General features: G+C 58.2%; 21 protein-coding genes. 10 read left to right on the forward strand and 11 right to left on the reverse strand.

Annotated elements, in window-relative coordinates; all coding sequences use genetic code 11:
- Nucleotides 1-13: 13 nt before the first annotated feature.
- From GTU79_RS09565 to GTU79_RS09575, 3 genes are read right to left on the reverse strand one after another with little or no spacing between them, the layout of a single operon-like run.
- A complete protein-coding gene (locus GTU79_RS09565; RefSeq protein WP_203522093.1) occupies nt 14-928 on the reverse strand; it encodes a branched-chain amino acid ABC transporter permease in 915 nt (304 codons plus the stop codon).
- 56 nt (nt 929-984) lie between these two features.
- Nucleotides 985-2,124, reverse strand: a complete 1,140-nt coding sequence (locus GTU79_RS09570) for an ABC transporter substrate-binding protein (RefSeq protein WP_203522092.1) — start codon at nt 2,122-2,124, stop codon at nt 985-987.
- On the reverse strand, nt 2,121-2,912 hold the full coding sequence (locus GTU79_RS09575; protein ID WP_203522091.1) for a pyrroline-5-carboxylate reductase family protein: 792 nt from the start codon (nt 2,910-2,912) through the stop codon (nt 2,121-2,123). Before GTU79_RS09575 ends, GTU79_RS09570 begins: the two co-directional genes overlap by 4 nt.
- A gap of 529 nt (nt 2,913-3,441) precedes the next feature.
- Between GTU79_RS09575 and GTU79_RS09580 the strand changes: the two genes are divergently transcribed.
- On the forward strand, nt 3,442-4,614 hold the full coding sequence (locus GTU79_RS09580) for an amidase (protein ID WP_203522090.1): 1,173 nt from the start codon (nt 3,442-3,444) through the stop codon (nt 4,612-4,614).
- 723 nt (nt 4,615-5,337) lie between these two features.
- The gene (locus tag GTU79_RS09585; protein WP_214513869.1) at nt 5,338-5,889 is read left to right on the forward strand and encodes a Crp/Fnr family transcriptional regulator; all 552 of its coding nucleotides are present in this window, start codon (nt 5,338-5,340) and stop codon (nt 5,887-5,889) included.
- A gap of 112 nt (nt 5,890-6,001) precedes the next feature.
- On the opposite strand, the gene GTU79_RS09590 is transcribed toward GTU79_RS09585, so the two are convergent.
- The 8 genes from GTU79_RS09590 to GTU79_RS09625 are packed head-to-tail and all read right to left on the reverse strand — an operon-like array spanning nt 6,002 to nt 13,341.
- Nucleotides 6,002-7,084 (reverse strand): hydrogenase large subunit, encoded by a 1,083-nt coding sequence (locus GTU79_RS09590; RefSeq protein WP_203522088.1) that lies wholly within the window; start codon nt 7,082-7,084, stop codon nt 6,002-6,004.
- Nucleotides 7,081-7,611, reverse strand: a complete 531-nt coding sequence (locus GTU79_RS09595; protein ID WP_132922420.1) for an NADH-quinone oxidoreductase subunit C — start codon at nt 7,609-7,611, stop codon at nt 7,081-7,083. Before GTU79_RS09595 ends, GTU79_RS09590 begins: the two co-directional genes overlap by 4 nt.
- A complete protein-coding gene (locus tag GTU79_RS09600) occupies nt 7,608-8,123 on the reverse strand; it encodes a 4Fe-4S dicluster domain-containing protein (RefSeq protein WP_203522087.1) in 516 nt (171 codons plus the stop codon). Before GTU79_RS09600 ends, GTU79_RS09595 begins: the two co-directional genes overlap by 4 nt.
- A 9-nt stretch (nt 8,124-8,132) precedes the next feature.
- Nucleotides 8,133-8,561, reverse strand: a complete 429-nt coding sequence (locus GTU79_RS09605; RefSeq protein ID WP_132922418.1) for an NADH-quinone oxidoreductase subunit B family protein — start codon at nt 8,559-8,561, stop codon at nt 8,133-8,135.
- Nucleotides 8,562-8,571: 10 nt separating this feature from the next.
- Nucleotides 8,572-9,531, reverse strand: coding sequence for a respiratory chain complex I subunit 1 family protein (locus tag GTU79_RS09610; protein ID WP_132922417.1), 960 nt, complete (start codon nt 9,529-9,531; stop codon nt 8,572-8,574).
- Nucleotides 9,532-9,540: 9 nt separating this feature from the next.
- Nucleotides 9,541-12,420: a complex I subunit 5 family protein gene (locus tag GTU79_RS09615; protein ID WP_214513870.1), complete on the reverse strand. Its 2,880-nt coding sequence runs from the start codon at nt 12,418-12,420 to the stop codon at nt 9,541-9,543.
- Nucleotides 12,410-12,754, reverse strand: a complete 345-nt coding sequence (locus GTU79_RS09620; protein WP_214513871.1) for a hypothetical protein — start codon at nt 12,752-12,754, stop codon at nt 12,410-12,412. Before GTU79_RS09620 ends, GTU79_RS09615 begins: the two co-directional genes overlap by 11 nt.
- Nucleotides 12,754-13,341, reverse strand: a complete 588-nt coding sequence (locus tag GTU79_RS09625) for a proton-conducting transporter transmembrane domain-containing protein (protein WP_214513872.1) — start codon at nt 13,339-13,341, stop codon at nt 12,754-12,756. Before GTU79_RS09625 ends, GTU79_RS09620 begins: the two co-directional genes overlap by 1 nt.
- A 444-nt stretch (nt 13,342-13,785) precedes the next feature.
- Between GTU79_RS09625 and hypC the strand changes: the two genes are divergently transcribed.
- From hypC to hypB, 8 genes are all read left to right on the forward strand, one after another.
- Nucleotides 13,786-14,034 carry a HypC/HybG/HupF family hydrogenase formation chaperone gene (gene hypC, locus GTU79_RS09630; protein ID WP_132922415.1) on the forward strand — a complete coding sequence of 83 codons (249 nt, stop codon included), beginning with the start codon at nt 13,786-13,788 and terminating at the stop codon, nt 14,032-14,034.
- A 34-nt stretch (nt 14,035-14,068) separates the two neighbouring features.
- The gene (gene hypA / locus GTU79_RS09635; protein WP_253073518.1) at nt 14,069-14,533 is read left to right on the forward strand and encodes a hydrogenase maturation nickel metallochaperone HypA; all 465 of its coding nucleotides are present in this window, start codon (nt 14,069-14,071) and stop codon (nt 14,531-14,533) included.
- Nucleotides 14,534-14,549: 16 nt separating this feature from the next.
- Nucleotides 14,550-15,128, forward strand: coding sequence for a 4Fe-4S dicluster domain-containing protein (locus GTU79_RS09640; protein WP_132922413.1), 579 nt, complete (start codon nt 14,550-14,552; stop codon nt 15,126-15,128).
- Nucleotides 15,128-17,038 carry an anaerobic carbon-monoxide dehydrogenase catalytic subunit gene (gene cooS, locus GTU79_RS09645; RefSeq protein WP_132922412.1) on the forward strand — a complete coding sequence of 637 codons (1,911 nt, stop codon included), beginning with the start codon at nt 15,128-15,130 and terminating at the stop codon, nt 17,036-17,038. The genes GTU79_RS09640 and cooS overlap by 1 nt, the downstream gene beginning before the upstream one ends.
- A gap of 2 nt (nt 17,039-17,040) precedes the next feature.
- Nucleotides 17,041-17,814 (forward strand): ATP-binding protein, encoded by a 774-nt coding sequence (locus tag GTU79_RS09650; RefSeq protein ID WP_203522085.1) that lies wholly within the window; start codon nt 17,041-17,043, stop codon nt 17,812-17,814.
- 138 nt (nt 17,815-17,952) lie between these two features.
- Nucleotides 17,953-18,150 (forward strand): CooT family nickel-binding protein, encoded by a 198-nt coding sequence (locus GTU79_RS09655; protein WP_132922410.1) that lies wholly within the window; start codon nt 17,953-17,955, stop codon nt 18,148-18,150.
- A complete protein-coding gene (locus tag GTU79_RS09660) occupies nt 18,147-18,398 on the forward strand; it encodes a DUF8180 domain-containing protein (RefSeq protein ID WP_214513873.1) in 252 nt (83 codons plus the stop codon). The genes GTU79_RS09655 and GTU79_RS09660 overlap by 4 nt, the downstream gene beginning before the upstream one ends.
- 146 nt (nt 18,399-18,544) lie before the next feature.
- Nucleotides 18,545-19,300: a hydrogenase nickel incorporation protein HypB gene (gene hypB, locus GTU79_RS09665; protein WP_203522084.1), complete on the forward strand. Its 756-nt coding sequence runs from the start codon at nt 18,545-18,547 to the stop codon at nt 19,298-19,300.
- The last annotated feature ends 12 nt before the right edge of the window (nt 19,301-19,312 follow it).

Raw genomic sequence — 19,312 nt, forward strand, 5'->3', positions numbered from 1 at the left:
CCTCCGTATCGTCTCAGACCCGTTCACGCCGGCCTCCGAAGATGCCGTTGGGGAAGAACAGCAGCGTTAACAGCAGCAGGCCATAGCTGATGAGATCCGCCCAGCCCTGAGGGATATATTCGGTAGCGATGGATTCGCTCAGCCCGAGGATCAGGGCACAAACGATCGCGCCGGGAATGGAGTTCAGTCCCCCCATCACCATGGCGACAAACGCCTTGATGCCGGCGCCGAAACCCATGGCCGGAAAAATATTGCCGGTATAGAGGCCCACCAGGAAGCCGGATACCGCGCCAAGGGCCGCGCCGAGCATAAAGGTCAGGACAATGGTGCGCTGGATATCGATGCCCACATGCAGCGCCCCGGTGAGATTGCTGGCCACGGCCCGTACCGATAGGCCGCTGCGGGTATAAAACAAAAACCATTGCAGCGCCAGCAGCATGGCCAGGGCGAAGCCGAAGATCACGAACTGCCCGCTGGCGAAGGTCAGCGGACCCAGCGTAATCGGGGTCATCAGCAAATATTGCTGCGGGATGGTTTGCATATTGGAACCGAACAGGTTGGAGACCAGTTCCCGTACCACGATGGAAATCGCCAGGGAAGAGAGCAGGGTAGCCTCGCGGATGGCCTTTGATTTCAGCGAAGCTTCGTCGGCGAACCGCCGCAGCGGCCGAAAGGCGATGCGCTCCAACAGCACGCCGCTCACCAGTCCCACCGCCACCACCAGCAGCAATACCACGAAAAGCGGCGGGGCAAACGCCTGGATAACCAGTAAACCGGCGAAAGCCCCCAGCATGTACAGTTCGCCGTGGGCGAAGTTCACCACGTTCAGCACGCCGAAAATCAGCGTAAACCCGATGGCCATCAGGGCATAGACCAGCCCCTGGGATAAGCCGTTAATCACCTGCTGGAAGAAAAAAGCGTCAAACATACCGCAAACCCTCGAAGCTCTGGCCCGGCGCCGCACCGTTGCGCCGGGTCGGCCGGTTATGCTTTGGTGGAGGCTACCGGGACGAATTGACCGTTCTGCACCACCAGCCGGGTCTGGCTCTTGGTAGGTTCGCGCGTCACCGGATCAAAGGTGGTGATACCTGTCACGCCGGGGAAATCCTTGGTGGCCGCCAGCGCATCGCGCACGCTTTGGCGGGTGGCGCCGGCGCCGCCGCCCTTCACAATGGCGTCCAGCAGGATATTGGTGGCGTCATAGGCCTGCGCCGCGAATTGGTTCGGTTCGGTGTGGTACAGGGCGCGGTACTGTTCCACATAGTGCTTGACGTTCGGCACCTGGCTGTTGAGATCGAAGGAGGTCGGCAGGCGCAGCCCCTCGGCGGCCGGGCCGGCCAGTTGAATCAGCTTCTGCTCGTCCAGTGAACTGGCCCCGAACAGCGGCGCTTTCACGCCCAACTGGCGGATCTGCTGCAAAAACGCCGCGCCGTCCTCATAGAATTGGGCAAGGTAAATCACATCGGGTTTTTGGCGGGCAATCTTGGTGATGATGGCGCGAAAATCCCGGGTGCCGGGGTTGAAAAACTCGGTAGTGACCACTTGGCCGCCATCGGCGGTAAAGCCATGGGCAAACTCCTGCGCGGCGGACTGGCCCCAGTCGTTCTGGATGGCGACGATGGCGGCGCGCTTGGCGCCGGTATCATGCACCCAGTTGGCGGTGTAGGGGCCTTCATAGGCCATGGTGGTGATGTTGCGGAACTGCCAGGGACTGATTTTCACGAAATCGGGATGGGACGCGGTTTGCGACAGCTGCGGCACATGGGTTTCGGCATAGACTTTGCCGGCGGCAATGGACACCGTGGAGCTGAAATCGCCGATCACCCCGACAATGCTCCGATCGTCGGAGAATTTACGGGCGATATTCACCCCTTCCTTGGCATCGCCTTTACTGTCCTCGAACTTTACCTCCACCCGCACGCCGGGCAGGCGGTGCGACTGGTTGAATTCCGCCACCGCCTGATTGGCGGAGTTACGGAATAACGTCCCGTACTGGGCATATTCGCCGGTCAGCGGCGCCTGATAGCCGATGGAGACGACCTTGTCGGCGGCGGCGGCCCAGCCGGCAGCCAGCGCCAGCGACAGCAGTGCGGCCCGGCCGCCCTGAAACCAAATGTTGTTCATTTCTCAGTTCCTAATTGAATGGTACGTTTCACCGACGCCAGTACGCTGCGTTGCAAACCGGCGGCGAAATCGCTGTTGTTAAGCTCATACAGACCGTGCATGCCCACGCCCGCCGGCGAGTTATTGATATCCAGCAGCTGGCGCGGATGCAGGCCGCTTTGTTTCAACATCGCGGCGGCGCCTACCAGATTTTCCAGCACCACTTCCGTGGCCTGCGCCCGCGGCAAGCCCGCCAAAACGCCCGCATCGGTGAGGGATTCCACAAAGTAGTAGATGTAATTGGGACCGGCCACGCCAAAACCGGTAAAGACATCAATGAGGGATTCCGGCAGATAAAGAATCTTGCCGAAACTCTGTAAAAACGGCTCTACTTGGGAGGCGGCCACATGTCCGTTGAGGGTAACGCCGCTATAACCGTAGCCGGTATCGGTAAGGGTATTGGGGATCACGCGCACGATGGGGCGTTCCGGCCCCAGCAACGCAGCGAGACGCTGCAGGGTGACGCCCGCCACGATGGATATGACAATGGCCTGCGGCGAGGCCTGCCGGCGGATATTTTCCGTAACGGCGTTAATGTCGTCCTGCGGCCGGACGGCAATGACGATAAGCTCGGCGTCCGTCGGCGCCGCGGTTTCCTGCACATGGTATTGTCCGATGAGCCGCGTGACGCGCTGTGGATCAATATCCGTTATGGCTATCTCATCGCCGGTAAATGCGCCGCTGCCAATCGCCGCACGAATAATAGCCTCGGCCATTTGTCCCGCGCCGATAAAATGAATCTTGGCCATGTCACCCTCTGATAATAACGCTTGTTGATGCCGGTATTAGCGTATCCATTAAAGATCAAACAGGAGGTTCGGCTAACAGATTATTTTCGCTAAGCATTGCTATTAACGTTATTAGTAGAAAGCTTAAAAAATTGTTTTATATAATCGACTGTTTTAACTCGATAATGATTTCTAAAAGATATCTGCTATAACTATTCCATAACATAACAAACCTGAATACGAATCCTGTTCTCTATTTGTTAATGGTCATAATTTAAATAATAAATAAAAATCGCGCGGTAATTTTTCACCAAATGTTAAATTGATGGGTTATATAATAATTTAATATGACTGTTGTTAAATGTTACGATATTAAATGACGTTTTGCAAAAATCAGGTTAATTTATGATGTGATAAATTAATAATAGCTTATGATGTTGCTGATTAACGGCTTATGCCCGCCGTGCTATACATACAGCGCTTCATTGCAGTGTCATTACCGGACGGCCTTATGGGCGTCGCGCCGGCCAGCGTAACAACAGGAGCCACAATGCAAGATAACGCCTTTGCCTTTATGCCTTACCCCCCGGCGGACGTCCCCCATGCCCCCGCAGGACCGCTGGCCGGATATACCTTTGCCGTCAAGGATCTGTTCGATGTGGCCGGCTACCCCACCGGCGGCGGCAGCCCGCATATCCTGGCCATGTCCGGCATCAAAACCCGCACCGCCCCCGCGGTGCAGCGTCTTTTGGATGCCGGCGCCGAATTGACGGGTAAAACCCATACCAATGAACTGGCCTACTCCATGACCGGTAAAAACATTCATTACGGCACCCCGCGCAACGGCGCCGCGCCAAACCGGATCCCCGGCGGCTCCTCTTCCGGCTCGGCGTCGGCGGTATCCAACGGCCTGTGCGACTTCGCCCTGGGTACCGATACCGGCGGATCGGTCCGGACTCCAGCCAGCTATTGCGGTTTGTTCGGCCTGCGTCCGAGCCACGGCCGCGTCTCCCTGGAAAATTGCCAGGAGCTAAGCCGCAGCATGGACACCGCCGGCTATTTCACCCGCGACGCCCCGCTGTTCGAACGGGTAGGGCATTGCCTGCTGGGTGACGATCCGGCGCCGCTGCCGGCAAAACCGTTGCTGACGGTGAGCGAGGAGCTGTTCTCCCTGCTTTCGGTACCGGTCAGGCAGGCGCTGCAGCCGGCCCTGGAGAAGATTGCCGCCGGCGTCGGGACGCCGGCCCTGCTGGGCGGCGCGCTGCCGGACCTGGCCGAAGCCTACTGGGCTTTCCGCCATATCCAGGGATATGAAGCCTGGCGGGCCCAGGGCGACAATATCAGCCGGCACGGCTTTGCCTTGGGTCCCGACGTGGCGTCGCGCTTTGCCTGGGCCGCCACGGTGACCGAGGATCAGTACCGACACGCCTGCAATGCGCGTGACCTGCTGCGCGGCGCCTGGCAAAAGCTGCTTGGCGATCGGGTACTGGTGCTGCCGACCCTGCCGGATATCGCGCCCCTGGTGACCGCCGGCGAGGAAGAAATCGAGCTGACCCGCCGCCTGTCCCAGCAGTTGCTGGCCATTTCGGTGATTTGCGGCACCCCGCAGGTGACGCTGCCGCTGGCGCACAAGGACGGCGCACCGCTTGGTATTTCACTGCTGGGACCCCGCGGCAGCGATCTCAGCCTGGTGCGGCTGGCGGCGCGCATCGCCACCCATTGAGACGGGCCGGAGCGCCTCATGGCACGCTAGGCCCGCCATCACCGGATCTGAACCGTGCGTGTTGAAGCGATCGCGTGTTAAAGGGAGAGCGCGCCAATGAGGTCGAAGCGGGCGTGGTTTTCCCGCCCGCCGGAGCGCCTCATGGCACGCTAGGCCCGCCATCACCGGATCTGGACCGAGCGCGTTAAAGCGAGCCCATGTTAAAGGAAAAACCTGCCGGATGTCTGTCCGGCGGACTGATATTTTTGTAGCGCGGAAAATAGGTATTATATTCAGCCACTCCCGCCGCAAGAGGTAGAATAGCCGTGTCGGCGAAAATAAACGACTATACTGAAATGCGCTCCTTCATTAAGGGCCGCGTAAAAAAGAATCGTTTTTTTTGTAATCTCCCGTTCAATTCCATGACTGGTCGCGCAAACAATTTCTATGCAGTCGGTATAATAAGGTAACGCTATTTTAGAATGTACTGATTTATATTCCATTATCCTGTATCGTCCATTTGGCGACATATTAGAGGGTAACTTAATTACGCCGGTGATAAAAGTTGATATTGATCAAAATCATTATAGTTAATCCGGGCCCTGGCCAGAATAAAGGAGCAAAACATGCGGTCTAAAATGAGGCTCTCGAGTCAAAATCTGACTGAATTGCTAAAGGGACCGCAATTTGACGGTTTTAGATAACTTTCGCCGCAAGAGCTTTCAGAAAGGGAACATGATAAGCATGCCCGGCGGCGGCGGCAATGACGTGCTGATCGTCTCGTCCGGCCGGCTGCGGGTTTTCCTGTCCTACGAAGGCCGCGAGTTCACCCTCTGTTTCCTTGAGGAAGGAGACATTTTCAGCACCCACACCAGGGCTTTTATCGAAGCGGCAAAAGACTCCGTTATATTATTATCCACTGCCCAGGCTTTTCGCCAACAGCTTGTTGAACACCCTGAAATAACGTTATTAATGACCGGTATATTAGGCGAGGTATTGGGCAGTTCCTGGGATGTTATTGAAGGGTTGATTTTTCATGACGCTAAATCACGTTTGACGGCATTTATCGTTTCACTCGGTCGCGAGCGTGGAGTGGGCACAGCTGACGGCATTGAATTTGAATGTGATTTAACCATGGAAGATATTTCACTGATCATTGGCGCGACCCGCCAAACCACTTCATCTTTATTCAATATGTTAATTAAAGATGGGGATTTATGTCGGACTGTAAAAAATAAATTTATCATCAATGATATTGAGACCCTGGCCTCAAGACTGTCCGTCTACAAGAAATAAGAATGGTACGCCGCACCCTTGAGCGGTGTAAACCGGCATAATGCCAATGCGGGCGCGTGTTAAAGGGAGACCGCGGCAAGGGACCGCAGCGTTCCCGCCCGCCCGGAGGGGATCAGCGCTCGGTGCAGGAAACGCAGGGATCGATGCTGTTAACGATCAGCGCCACATCGGCAATGGTATTGCCCTGCATCATCACATGCAGCGCATCCCAGTTGGGATAGCTGGGCACCCGCCATTTCATCCGTTCGGGCATATCGGTACCGTTGGTGCGCAGGTAATAGATCAATTCGCCGCGCGGGGCTTCGGTTTTGGCAATGGCTTCGCCGGCCGGGATATCCGGCAAACCGCTGATGGCGATGGGGCCGTCCGGCAACTTGGCCAGGCACTGCCGGATAAGGGACAGCGCCATACGCACTTCGTCCAGACGGACCATGGCGCGGGACCAGACATCGCCGTCCGGCTGGGTCTGGATGGCGAAATCCAGCCGATCGTACATGGCGTAGGGCGAGTTCCTGCGCACGTCGTAAGCCACTCCGGATCCGCGCGCCACCGGTCCTATCAGGCCGAATTCCAGCGCATCCTCCCTGGGCAGCACGCCCACGCCCCGGGTGCGGGTCAGGATTGAATGATTGGTGGCGTAAATGCCGCGGATCTCTTCCACCGCCGGCTGCACTTCATCCAGGCGGGTCAGCAGGTAGGCGATGCGTTCGGCATCCAGATTGTACTTTACCCCGCCGATGCAGTTGGCGCCGAGATCCATCCGGTTGCCGTAGAGGGTTTCCTTGATGTCCTGCACTATCTCGCGGGTTTCCAGCACATGCATAAACAGCGATGTAAAACCGATGATATGGGCCATGATGCCGACGTTGAACAGGTTCGATGCCACCCGTTTGATCTCGTCGGCAATCATCCGCAGATACTGGCCCCGCTCCGGCACCTCCACCCCGGCGATATCCTCCAGCGCCATGCAAAACGTGGTGGGATGGCTGTTGGAGCATAACGAGCATATGCGTTCGGTAAGGGTGATGTTCTGATAGAAATTGCGTTTCATCACCAAATACTCCACCCCGCGGTGCACATGTCCAGCGGAGATATGCAGACCTTTGATGGTTTCCCCCTCCAGGTCGAGCTTGAAGTACATCGGCTCTTCGAGCGCCACGTGCAGCGGGCCCACCGGTACCTGATATCGGGTCATTTTTTTTCTCCACGTTGGCTCATGATTTTTTCCCACAGGGACTTGGTGCTGGCGGCATTGACCATTTCGGAAAACGGAATGAATTTCTGCAGCACGGCCGGATCGATATCGTCATCCAGAAATAGCCGGGTTGGATTGGGATGTCCCACCACGTTCAGATCGTAGAGTTCCATAAATTCCCTTTCGTTCCAATTGGCATTGCGAAAGAGCGGGGTGATGGAGGGGATGTCCCGCTCGCCGGCCGGCAGGTGCACCGTCAGGGTCAGGGTGTCGCCGTCAATATCAAAGTGGTAGGCAATCTCATGGACATCCGACGGCTGCGGGCTGGCGTGCTGATAGGCGGTTATGGTACTCAGCCGGCTGCCGGCCTGTTTAATCAGGGCGACGGCGGGCAGCAGCAGCGCCGGCGATGACAGGGTGCACCAGGCGGTGACAACGCCCTTGGCGTTGATATGGATATCATAGGTAAAGGGAGCGTCCAGCGTCTCGGTAAACAGCGACTGGATGCGTTTGATTTTCTCAATCATAGTCCTGCTCCGGGAGTATTCAAACGTGAGGCGGAAAGGCCGCGGCGGCAGTCAGGGCACAGCCGGCTCAGTTCCGTCAGGGCGGCGGAGTTGCCGCCATAGACCTTCTCCAGCAGCGCATCGCTGGGGGGAATAAAGCGTTCGCCGCAGGAGGCGCAGGCCAGGTAGGCCACGGTGCCTTGCTCGATCATGCGGTACTTGTCCTCCTGCTTGTGCGCCAAGTGCCAATCCTCCGTCAGATGGATGGCGCGGGGGATGCAGTAATGTTCACACAGGCCGCAAAACGTGCAGCTGTTGTGCCAGAGGGTGAATTGCAGGCCTTCAGGACTTTCATCAAAACGAATGGCGCCGCCGGCACACACATGCTCACACATCCGGCAGCCGGAACACTTCGATTCATCAAAGGCAATTCGGCCGCGCAGCCCTTTGGGGGTGAAGGTTTCGCCGAAAGGGAACGGGTCCGTGGACGGGCCCTTGAGCAGATTGCGAAACAGGATCCTGATAAAGTTCATCGTGCTTTCCTACAGGCGGTGCTGCCAAATGTCGATGGCCATGGCAATGCCTTCAATGATGGCCTGGGGCCGCGGCGGACAGCCGGGAACGTTCACATCCACCGGCAGGTAATTATCCACCGGCCCGGCAATGGCATAGCTCTCCCGGAATACGCCGCCGGAAATGGGGCAAATGCCGATGGCCACCGTGACCTTGGGTTCGGGGATCTCCTGGAACACCCGCAGCACCCGGTCTTTTACCCGCAGGGTCAGGGGACCGGTAATGAGTACGATATCCGCATGCTTCGGGCTGCCGCAATACTGGCACCCCAGCCGCTCCACGTCATAGCGCGGAATGCAGGCGGTGGTGGCCAACTCCACATCACAGCCGTTGCACGAACCGGCGTTGAGGCGATACAGCCAGGGCGAACGTTTGGCGATACCGGTTAAAAAACCCATAGCTTTTCCCCTATGCCCGCACAATGACGGTGACAAGGCTTATGACACCCAGCAGTTCGGGCCATTTGAGATAAAAAAGAAACGCCTGATCGATACGCATCCTTCCCACGGCGGTGCGCAGCAAGGTTTTCCCCAGGATAAACAGCACCAGGCACTTGAGCATAAACACCGCCACGCCGGCAAAACCCGCCGGCCCGATGGGGAAAAACAGCGTGATGCCGAGACCTATCACCACCACGGCCTTCAGGGCCGACATCATACTGAACAGCGCCAGCGCGGGACCTGAGTACTCCAGTAGGGGGCCCTCCAGCACCTCCGCTTCCGCTTCAGGAATATCGAACGGCGGAATGCCGAGATTGGCGGGGAAAAACAGCAGATAGGTCGCCACCGCCGGCCACATCCAGGGATCCAGCAGAAAGGCGCCGTGCTGCTGCTGATAGCGCACAATCTCCGGCAGGGAAAACGTCACCCAGCCGCCCTGGGCCATGCCGGTTTTCATGGCGACGCTGGCCAGCACCAGCAGCAGCGGGCCTTCATAGGCCAGCACCAGCGCCATTTCCCGTGAGAAGCCGATGGCGCCGTAAACCGATCCCGACGCCGACCCCGCCAGCATCAGTACCACGGCGGGGATGGTCAGCAGGTAGAGCAGCACCAGTAGGTCCCCCAGCATGGCGGCGGGGTGATAGACCCCGGCAATGGGGATAAGCGCAGCGGCCAGCAGCATGCTGCCGGCGCCCGCCGCCGGCAAGGCCAGGAACAAACCGCGGGGCGCCCCTTCGGGCACCATGGTCTGTTTGCGCATCAATTTGATGATGTCGAAAAAAGGCTGGAGCAAAGGCGGACCGACCCGGCGCTGCAGACGGGCGGCAACGATGCGATCTACCCCTTTTAGCAACAGGCCGAACAGCAGCGCCCCCAGTCCCAGGGGGAAGATGGCCAACGGGGCAAACAGCGCGGTGAAATCCAACATGATTAAACCCTATTCCTTATCTTTCGGCCGAAGCGCCAGGCGGATGAACCGTTCCGGCGCCTGGTATAAACCGGATGCCGGGACATGGGCCTGGGACGGGAGGAGGTCGGTGACGCCGCCCTGGTGCAAATGGATAGACACCGATTGCCGATTGCTCAGGCGATAGAACAGCCAGCCCGCCAGGGCGATGCCCGCCATCAGTATGGACAGCGTCAGCGGCTGCCAGCCGTCGATGCCGGGCAGTCCGCCGGTCCAGGTGACCGCCAGTTGCCCCAGTGACAGCTCGCTCATGACCCGGCTCACCGGCACCAGCAGCAGGCCCGGGAACAGGCCGACGGCTACGCAGCCGGCGGTGAGCAGCGACATGGGCAGCAGCATCGAGAGGGGCGCTTCCCGCACGTTGCCCAGCGCCTCGCGGGGCTGGCCCATAAAGGCGGCATGGGCGAATTTAAGCACCGCCGCCAGGGTAAACAGACTGGACATCATGGCCGCCAGTCCCAGCACATAATGGCCCGACTGGAACGCCGCCTGGTAGATAAGCCATTTCGACGAGAAGCCGTTCAGCGGCGGAATCCCGGACAGGGAAAGGCCGGCGAACAGGAACAGGCCGAAGGTTATCGGCATCTTGCGCCCCAGCCCTCCCAATTGATCCAGGCTGTCCACATGAATCTGCGCCATGATGCAGCCGGCCCCCAGGAACAGGGTATCCTTCAGCATCATATGATTCACCAGATGCATCAGGCCGCCGGCCACGCCAAGAGGCGAACCCAGGGCGAAGCCCAGCAGGATGTAACCCAGCTGGCTGACGGTGCTATAGATAAGCAGGCGTTTGATGCCGTTTTGAATGACCGCCATGGCGCCGGCATACAGCAGCGTCACGGCGGCGATGATGGCGATACCGTACATCACATCGCTCATGCCCCCGGAGGTGCCCAGCCGGGCGAACAGCAGTCCGGCCCCGCCGAGGGTGAAGAGCTTTATCACCCCGTACACGCCGCTTTTCAGCAGAACCGCCGAGATATAACCGCTCACCGGCGTCGGTGCGGTGGGGGGGTGCATCTGGTAGTCGATGCGCCACGGCAGCTGCGCCGCCTTCATCAGCAGACCCAGCAGCATAAGCAGCAGTGCGCCGCCGAACCAGGGCAGGGACATGGTGCGCGCCGCCAGGGCCAGGGCGGTAAAATCAAAGGCGCCGGCACGGGCAGTGAGCATGGCGACGCCCAGGAACATGCAGGTGGCGCCGACGAAGTTAAAGATAAAGTACTTGAAGCCCTCGGTTAAGGCTTCGTCGGTTTCATCATGGATAATGACGAAATAGAGCGTCCAGCTGCTCATGATTTCCCAGAAGGCGAAGAAGTTGAACAGGTCCTTGCTGGCGGCCAGGCCCAGCAGGCCGCCGATCATAAACACAAAGAAAAAGAAGAACCGGTGCCGGTGATGGCCATGGGCCATATAGCCGACGGCATAGAGCATATTCAGCAGACCGACGCCGGCAATCAATGCCGCGAACCAGTAAGACAGCAGGTCATAGCGTCCGGCGTTCATCAGCACCGCCCCAAGGGCGACCGCCATCACGGCCACCGCCACCGCGCCGGCATTCACCTTGCCGCTTTTACCGGCGATAAAGGTCAGCAGCGCGCCGCAAACGGCAATCAGCGCCGCCGGCGTCCAGGCCAGATTGAGGTGGGGCAGGGGGATGATGGCCAGGCCTTGCCTGAGGGCGATTTGATCCACCGCCGGGCGCACCAGGTGCTCCAGACCGAAATCGGGAAACAGGCCGCCGAGAATCACCAGTACCGCCAATAAGCCCATGGCGATGCGCATGGACAGCGGCGCATCGGTGGTCACCGTGCCGTTATAGGGCGAAAAAAACAGCACCCGCAAAATGCGCAAATAGTACATGGCGGCCAAAATGCTGCCCGCCAGGAACAGCACCGCGATAGTAAGATGGCCCGATTGCGCAGCCGCGTAAATCATCAGGAATTTGCTGAAAAAGCCGCTGAAGGGCGGCAAGCCCATCACCGCCAGGGCGCCGACGGCGAAGCACAGGGCGGTAAAGGGCATCACGCGGCCAAGGCCGGCCACATCGGACAGCCGCTTGCCGCCGGCTTTGGCGATGATGCCGCCGGCCGCCAGGAACAGCAGGTTTTTGAAGATGGCGTGGTTAAGCACGTGCAGCAGGGCGCCGGCAAAACTCAAATAGGTGGCCAATCCCACCATGGTCAGGATCTCACCCACCTGTGCCAGGGTGGAAAAGGCCAGGATCCGTTTCAGGTTTTGCTCCCTGAAGGCCATGACCTCGCCATAGATCACCGTCAGCGCCCCCAGCACGCTTACCGCCAGGCCGAGAGAGGAGAACGATATCCACGGCAACACCCGTGCGACGATATCGGTGCCCAGGATAACAAACAGAACCTTGATGATGCCGTACACGCCGGTTTTGGTGAGAATGCCCGACATCAGGGCGGAAACGGACGACGGCGCCACCGGGTGCGCGTCCGGCAGCCAGCTGTGCATGGGATAAAGACCGGCTTTCACCCCCAGCCCCGCCAGGAAACACAGGCCGATCACCGCCGCGAACCCCGGCGTCAGCTGCGAGGCATGGGCGGCGACCACCGACATATCAAAACTACCGAAGCGCTGGTGGCACAAGAGGATGCCGAAATGCATGACGTAGGCGCCGGTGGTACACATCAGGAAATATTTTCGGCCGGCTTTGAAGGCCTCTGGGGTCTGTTCATGGGTCACCAGGAAATAGGAACTCCAGGTCATCAATTCCCAGAACATATAGAAATTGCCGAAATCGTCGGCGGTAACCACGCCCAGCAGGGAACCGGCCATCAGGAACAGGAAAAAATAGTAACGGTTGGCGTGCCCGTTATTTCGCATATACCCTTGGGAATAGATCACGGCAACAAAGATCAGCGCGGCGAAAATAAGGGTAAATAAACGGGATATGCTGTCTATCCCCCGCCTGCCAGGCAAAATACAGAGTGGCGGCGGAAATAATCAGGGCGGCGCGGTCCCGGAGCCGAGCATTAATCCGTCCCAGGGCGAAAAGGACAAAACCGCCAATATAGGGGAATAACACCAAAAAACGCCAGGGCGCTTCAAATACCGGTACTTCGCCTTTTACCGACGGCGAGGCGAAGCGTTCGGCCAAATGCAAAAACGGGCCGGGGACCAAACTCATATAAATAGTGATGGCGGTCAATAAATACATTAACAGCCAAATGGGCGTGAACGGAATTGACGAAAACCGTTTTGTTGATGAGCGCCGGCCGCGGGCACGGATTTTGCCGGTTCCAGGCAGATGCGCTGAATAACGATAATGTAATAAACCGCCGCTACCACCGTGGCCAGGGTGGCAATGGCGGCAAGCCACCATTCCCCCTGCTCCATTGCGCCGTACAAAATCAGGAATTTACTGAAGGAGCCTTTAAACGGGGAGAGGCCCATCACGGAAAACAGCCCGAAGCCGAACAGCAGCGATGCCAGCGGCATGCGGCTGCCGCTGCCCGCCAAATCGTCCAGGGAGCTGGAACCGGTGCGTTTGATAAGGTAGCCGGCGCTGACGAAGACCAGCAAGCGCATGGTAACTTGAAATCCCAGGTGCATCAGCGCGCCGGTGATCCCCGATTGATTATCGAGGCCAAAACCCAGCAAGACAAAACCGATTTCCGCTATGGTGGAAAACAAAAGGAGTTTTACCAGATTCCGGATATGCAACAATGCCATTATTTCACCGGCAAGCAGAAGAAATGTTCCTCCCCATGCCAGTAATGGAATGCTGAAGAGTGATACTCCCATGTATTCCTCGCTATAAATCTGAGAGCGGATAAAAAAATCTCTACCCTTGCCATTTCGATTTTCAGCTGGATTGGCTGCGGCTCGGAATATATTGGGTATACGATGAATTTATTAAAATCGGCGGTAATGTCTGTCGGCTAGCTGACAGATATTACGGGACGAAACTGACAATATGACGGCAGGGAACAAGCTCAACGATTAACGCGCTACCGTGAAAGCCATAAAATATGATCGCGCTCACTTTATAATTGAGAATCGTAATTAATACGGCCCGATTAAGAGAAAAAAAATAAAATTATTTTTATTTTGATAATCGGGAAATGAAAACGAATTAAAATTGATCTCAATCAATAAAATATACGAACGAGAATTGTTCCCATATAAAAAATAATCCGGCGTAGGGGGGGATTATTTTCCGCACCGCTCCGCAGAGGGAAACGCATTATGTGTTTGGGTGTCCCGGGAAAAATACTGGCCATAAAGGATGCCGCTAATCTGCTGGCCACCGTGGAAGTGGCCGGAGTGAAGCGGGATATCAATATCGCCTTTATCGTCGATAGATCCCATGTCCCGGCTGATTGTATCGGTGATTGGGTGCTGGTGCACGTGGGGTTCGCCATGGCGCGCATCGATGAGGAGCAGGCGGCGGAAATGCTGGCCATGCTCAGCGAACTGGGGGAACTGCCGGAATGAAAAGCTTCCTTGTCCACGCCCGTCGCAGGCCGGTATGTCCAGCGTCAGGCGACAGCGATGGGATGCCGGACATGCCGGTGTCGTCCATCGCACGCGGGCGAGGAGTAATTATTACGGCCCGGAACGCGTCGGGCCGTCATCGGCCGCGGGAGAACCGGCTATGCATGAAGCGGCGTTAACCCAGGGACTGGTAAACATCCTGTTAAAGGAGGCGGCCCGCCACCAGGTCCGGTCCATTACCCTGGTGCGGCTGAAAGTAGGACGAATGAAGGCGGTGGAGCCACAGGCGCTGGTTTTCTGCTTCGGAGCCTTTACCGAAGGTACGCTGGCGGAAGGGGCCGAGCTGATTATCGAACCGGTGCCGGCGGTGGCGACATGCCGCGGCTGCGGCGGAGATTTTGAGGTTATCAAATTCCATTTTCAATGTCCCCGTTGCCAAAGCCGGGATGTCGTGTTGATTCAGGGCGACGAACTCTACATTGAAAGTTTTGACGCTTGAAGCAGAAGGTAACGCCATGAAAGAACGAGAAAATGTCATTATTTACGCCAATGCGCTGAAGTGTCTTGGCTGCCATAGCTGTGAAATGGCCTGCGCGGTGGCCCACGGCGGCGACGGCAGTCTGGTGGCCGCCGTGACGAGTCAACTTCCCTTGCATCCGCGCATGAAGGTCGTGGCGTCCGGCGACATCACCATGCCGATGCAGTGCCGTCAGTGTGAAAACGCCCCCTGCGCGCTGGTGTGTCCCACCGGCGCCTGCCGCCAGGCGGACGGTCAGGTGCAAATCAATGAGGACAATTGCGTCGGCTGCAAACTGTGCGTGATGGTCTGCCCGTTCGGCGCCATTACCGTTCGGCGCGCAGCGGAGAAAGATCATTTCAGCGCCACCAATCAAGGCGTGGCGCAAAAATGCGATCTGTGCGTGGAGTGGCGTAAAAAACAGGGCAAAACCGAGACCGCCTGCGTCGAGTCCTGTCCCACCAAGGCCATTAGCCTGGTGGATATGAAGACTTATCGTCAGGCGCTGATCAAGGCCCGGGCCGGAGAATTGGCTCAATCTCAAAAGAATATTACCTTGGCATTAAGGGGACTGTAATGGATATCAAAATAAGATCGAGCGATCCCGCCGTTATCGCACTGTGCCCTGTTGCTGAACAAGAAGGGATTGCGACGGTTTTCGATCGGTATGAAATGCAGCAGCCGCAGTGCGGTTTCGGCACGCTGGGCTTGTGCTGCCGTATTTGCTGGAAAGGGCCCTGCCGGGTGGATCCGTTCGGCGACGGCCCGCAGGCCGGTATTTGCGGCGCCGGCAAAGACACCATCGTGGCGCGCAACCTGATTCGCATGATGGCCGCCGGAGCGGCTGCGCATTCGGAACACGGCCGGCATATCGCGCTGGCCATGCAGCGCGTCGGCAAAGGGGAACTGCCCGATTATCATATCCGCGACGAAGAGAAACTGAAAAGTATTGCCGGGCGGCTGGATATCGCCGTCGCCGACCGGACCATAACGGACATTGCCTACGACGTGGCCACCAAGACCCTGGAGGATTATCAGAATCAGGACAGCAAGGTTCCCTGCCACTGGATAAGCGCCTCGCTGCCGGCAAAACGCCTGTCGCTACTGGGAAAACTGGGAGTGTTGCCCCATAACATCGACGCCACGGTGGCGCAGATCATGTCTCGCACCCATATCGGTTGCGACGCCGACCCGGAAAACCTGGTGCTGGGCGGAATGCGCGGCGCCCTGGCGGATTTCAACGGCATGGCGCTGGCGACGGAGCTGTCGGACGCGATGTTCGGCACGCCGAAACCCGTTGTGACCCAGGCCAATATTGGCGTTATCAAGAAACAGGCGGTGAATATCGCCGTTAACGGCCATAACCCGCTGCTCAGCGAAGTGATTTGCGATATCGCCAGCGAAATGAACAGCATTGCCCGGGACGCCGGCGCGTCGGAAGGCATCAATATCGTCGGTATCTGCTGCACCGGCAATGAAGTCATGATGCGCCACGGCATCCCGCTGGCCACCAACTATCTGTCGCAGGAAATGGCCATTTTCACCGGCGCGCTGGACGCAATGGTGGTGGACGTGCAGTGCATCATGCCGTCGCTGCCGCAAATCAGCGAGTGTTATCACACCGAATTCATCACCACCATGGATGAAAACAAGATGCCGGGGGCACGCCATGTCAGTTTCCACGAAGACAAGGCCAGAGAAACCGCCCGCAAAATCGTGCAGTACGCCATTGACGCCTATGGTCGCCGCGACGCCAAGCGCATCAATATCCCGGATATCAAACAGACCGCCATCGTCGGTTTCAGCAGTGAAGCGGTCATGGCGGCCCTGGCGACCCTCAACGCCGCAGACCCCCTGGCGCCGCTGGTGGAAAATATCGTCAACGGCAATATCCTCGGGGTGGCGCTGTTCGCCGGCTGCAACAGCACCCGCGCGATACAGGATGAGAATTTCCAGGTCATCGCCAAGATTCTGGCCCGCAACAATGTCCTGCTGCTGGCCACCGGCTGCGGCGCGGGCGCATTCGCCAAACACGGCCTGATGAACCAGCAGGCCACCGAAGCTTGGGCAGGTGATTCGCTTAAGGCGGTATTAACCGCCATCGGCGTGTCGGCGGGCCTGGAAGGGCCGTTGCCGCTGATACTGCATATGGGCTCCTGCGTGGATAACAGCCGGGCGGTGCAGTTGGCCACGGCGCTGGCTGACAGGCTGAACGTGGACCTCAGCGATTTGCCGCTGGTGGCCTCCGCGCCGGAAGCCATGTCGGAAAAAGCCATCGCCATCGCCAGCTGGAGCGTCGCCATCGGTTTGCCGACCCATCTGGGCATCGTTCCCCAGGTCACCGGCTCAGCGGTGGTGACCGATCTGATTACCGAAGGGGCGAAAGATCTGTTCGGCGGCTACTTCCTGGTGGAATCCGATCCGGCCCTGGCGGCGGAAAAACTGGTGGCGGTGATTCGCGAAAAACGTCACGCCTTGGGGATATAAGCATGAAAATAGCCATAGCGGGAAAAGGCGGCGTGGGCAAAACCACCCTGGCGGGATTACTGGCCCGCTCTTTCGCCGCGGAAGGAAAACACGTATTGGCCATTGATGCGGATCCCGATGCCAACCTGGCGTCGGCGCTGGGGATCCCCGCCGGGCGTTATGCCCACCTGCAGCCGTTTTCCCATATGAAGGACCTGGCGAAAGAGCGCACCGGCGCCGACAGCGGTTATGGCGGGCTGTTTATCCTTAACCCGAAGGTTGACGATCTGCCGGACGCCTTTTGCGTAGAGCATGCCGGGGTCCGCTTACTGCTGATGGGCACCGTCGAACATGGCGGCACCGGCTGCGTCTGTCCGGAACATACCCTGCTGCGCAGCCTGATGAAGCACCTGCTGCTTGAACGCCGGGACCTGGTTATCATGGATATGGAAGCCGGCATCGAACATCTCGGCCGCTCCACCGCCGAGGCGGTTGATCTGCTTATCGTGGTGGTGGAGCCCGGACAGCGCAGCATCCAGACCACCCGGCAGATAGAGAAGCTGGCCGCCGACATCGGCATCAAAAAAATCGCTTATGTCGGCAGTAAAATCAAGAGCCAGGAAGATAAGGCCTTTTTGGCATCGGCGTTGCCGGCGGAAAAAATGCTTGGTTACCTCTCCCTGAACGAGACGATTCGCGATGCGGATCGCACCGGCGCCGCGCCTTATGATATCGGCGGCGATTTTCTGGAAGAACTGCGGGCCATCAAAACCCGGCTGCTGGACTATGCGGGATAAGAACGGCCGGTATGCATGCCGAACAAATAGGCCGGGCAAGAAAAGCCGCATGAAAATGCCTGCTGAGAATGCCGATGTCAATATGGCCGGCGAGGGGGGACGAAAAACCGCCGCGCCGTCGCCAACAAGAGGTGATATATGTGCCAGCTTAAAGTCAGATTGATCCTGGCGGACAACCGGGAAGAACGGGTGGACGACGTTGCCCACATCGAGGTGTCGCCGGACAGGATCACCCTGTCGAGCCTGTTTGAGCCGCCCCGCGAGCTGTACGGCTTCCAGATTAAAGAAATTGACTGTCTGCGCAATTCCGTCTTGCTGGAATGGCGCGCCGCATGATAACCGCCGAGGAACCCACCATGGCCGATAAAACATTAACTGAAAAACTAACCGTTATGTTGCCGCATTGGCTGGAGCACAACGAAGAGCATATCGCCGAAATGCAAAAATACCTCCACGCCCTGGAAACAGAAGGGCAGACAGCGCTGGCCGGGGGATGCAGCGCCACCATCACGCAGATGAACCGCGTAAGCGATGCGTTAACCGCCATGCTGGCGCTGCTTGATACGCCGTCCTCCCGGCATTGATCCGATTCCGGCCGTATGGGAAAGGCCGCCGCCCCGCCGCCCCGCCGGGCCGCGAAGGCGGCTAACTCGCCCGGCGGCGCGCCAAGGCGCGGGAGCAAGAATTGATATCATCACCGTGGCCACACGACGGCCACTAGGGTAAAAGTATGTGCAACAGCTGTGGCTGCAATATCACTACCGGCAGCCGTCTGTTATTGAAAAACGGCGCCATACGCGCCATTCGCCCGCTGAAACCGGCCGCGCCGCGCTCCATCGAAGTCCTGCAGAATCTGCTGCAGGATAACGATCGGCAGGCGGAACGGAACGCCGCGTTGTTTAATGCCCAAGGCACGGTAGTATTCAATCTGATGTCATCCCCCGGCAGCGGCAAGACCGCCCTGCTGGAGGCCACCATTGAACGGTTGACGGCCCGGGGACTGAACATCGGCGTCATCGAAGGGGATTTGGAAACCGAAAACGACGCGGTACGCCTGCGTAAAAAAGGCGTGCCGGTGGTGCAGATTACCACCGGAATGGCCTGCCATCTGGATGCGGCCATGATCCGGTCCGCCTATCAGCAGCTCGCCGGCGCGGCGATGGATATCCTGTTTATCGAAAATGTCGGTAATTTGGTGTGCCCGGCCAGCTTTGCCTTGGGGCAACACTATGACGTGGTGTTGCTATCGGTGCCGGAAGGGGACGACAAGCCGGAAAAATACCCGGTGATGTTCCGGCTGGCGGACAAGGTCCTGGTCACCAAAACCGATCTGCTGCCCTATTTTGACGATTTCAGCGTGGCGCGGGTACGGGACGAAATCAGCCTACTGGCCAATCATACCGACGTGCTGGAAGTGTCGTCCAAAACCGGACGGGGCATGGATGGCTGGCTCGACTGGCTGGCAGGAGCGATCGCCGAGGCTTGAACCGAGCGTGTT

The organism is Sodalis ligni (assembly GCF_016865525.2).
GTDB classification, from domain to species: domain Bacteria; phylum Pseudomonadota; class Gammaproteobacteria; order Enterobacterales; family Enterobacteriaceae; genus Acerihabitans; species Acerihabitans ligni.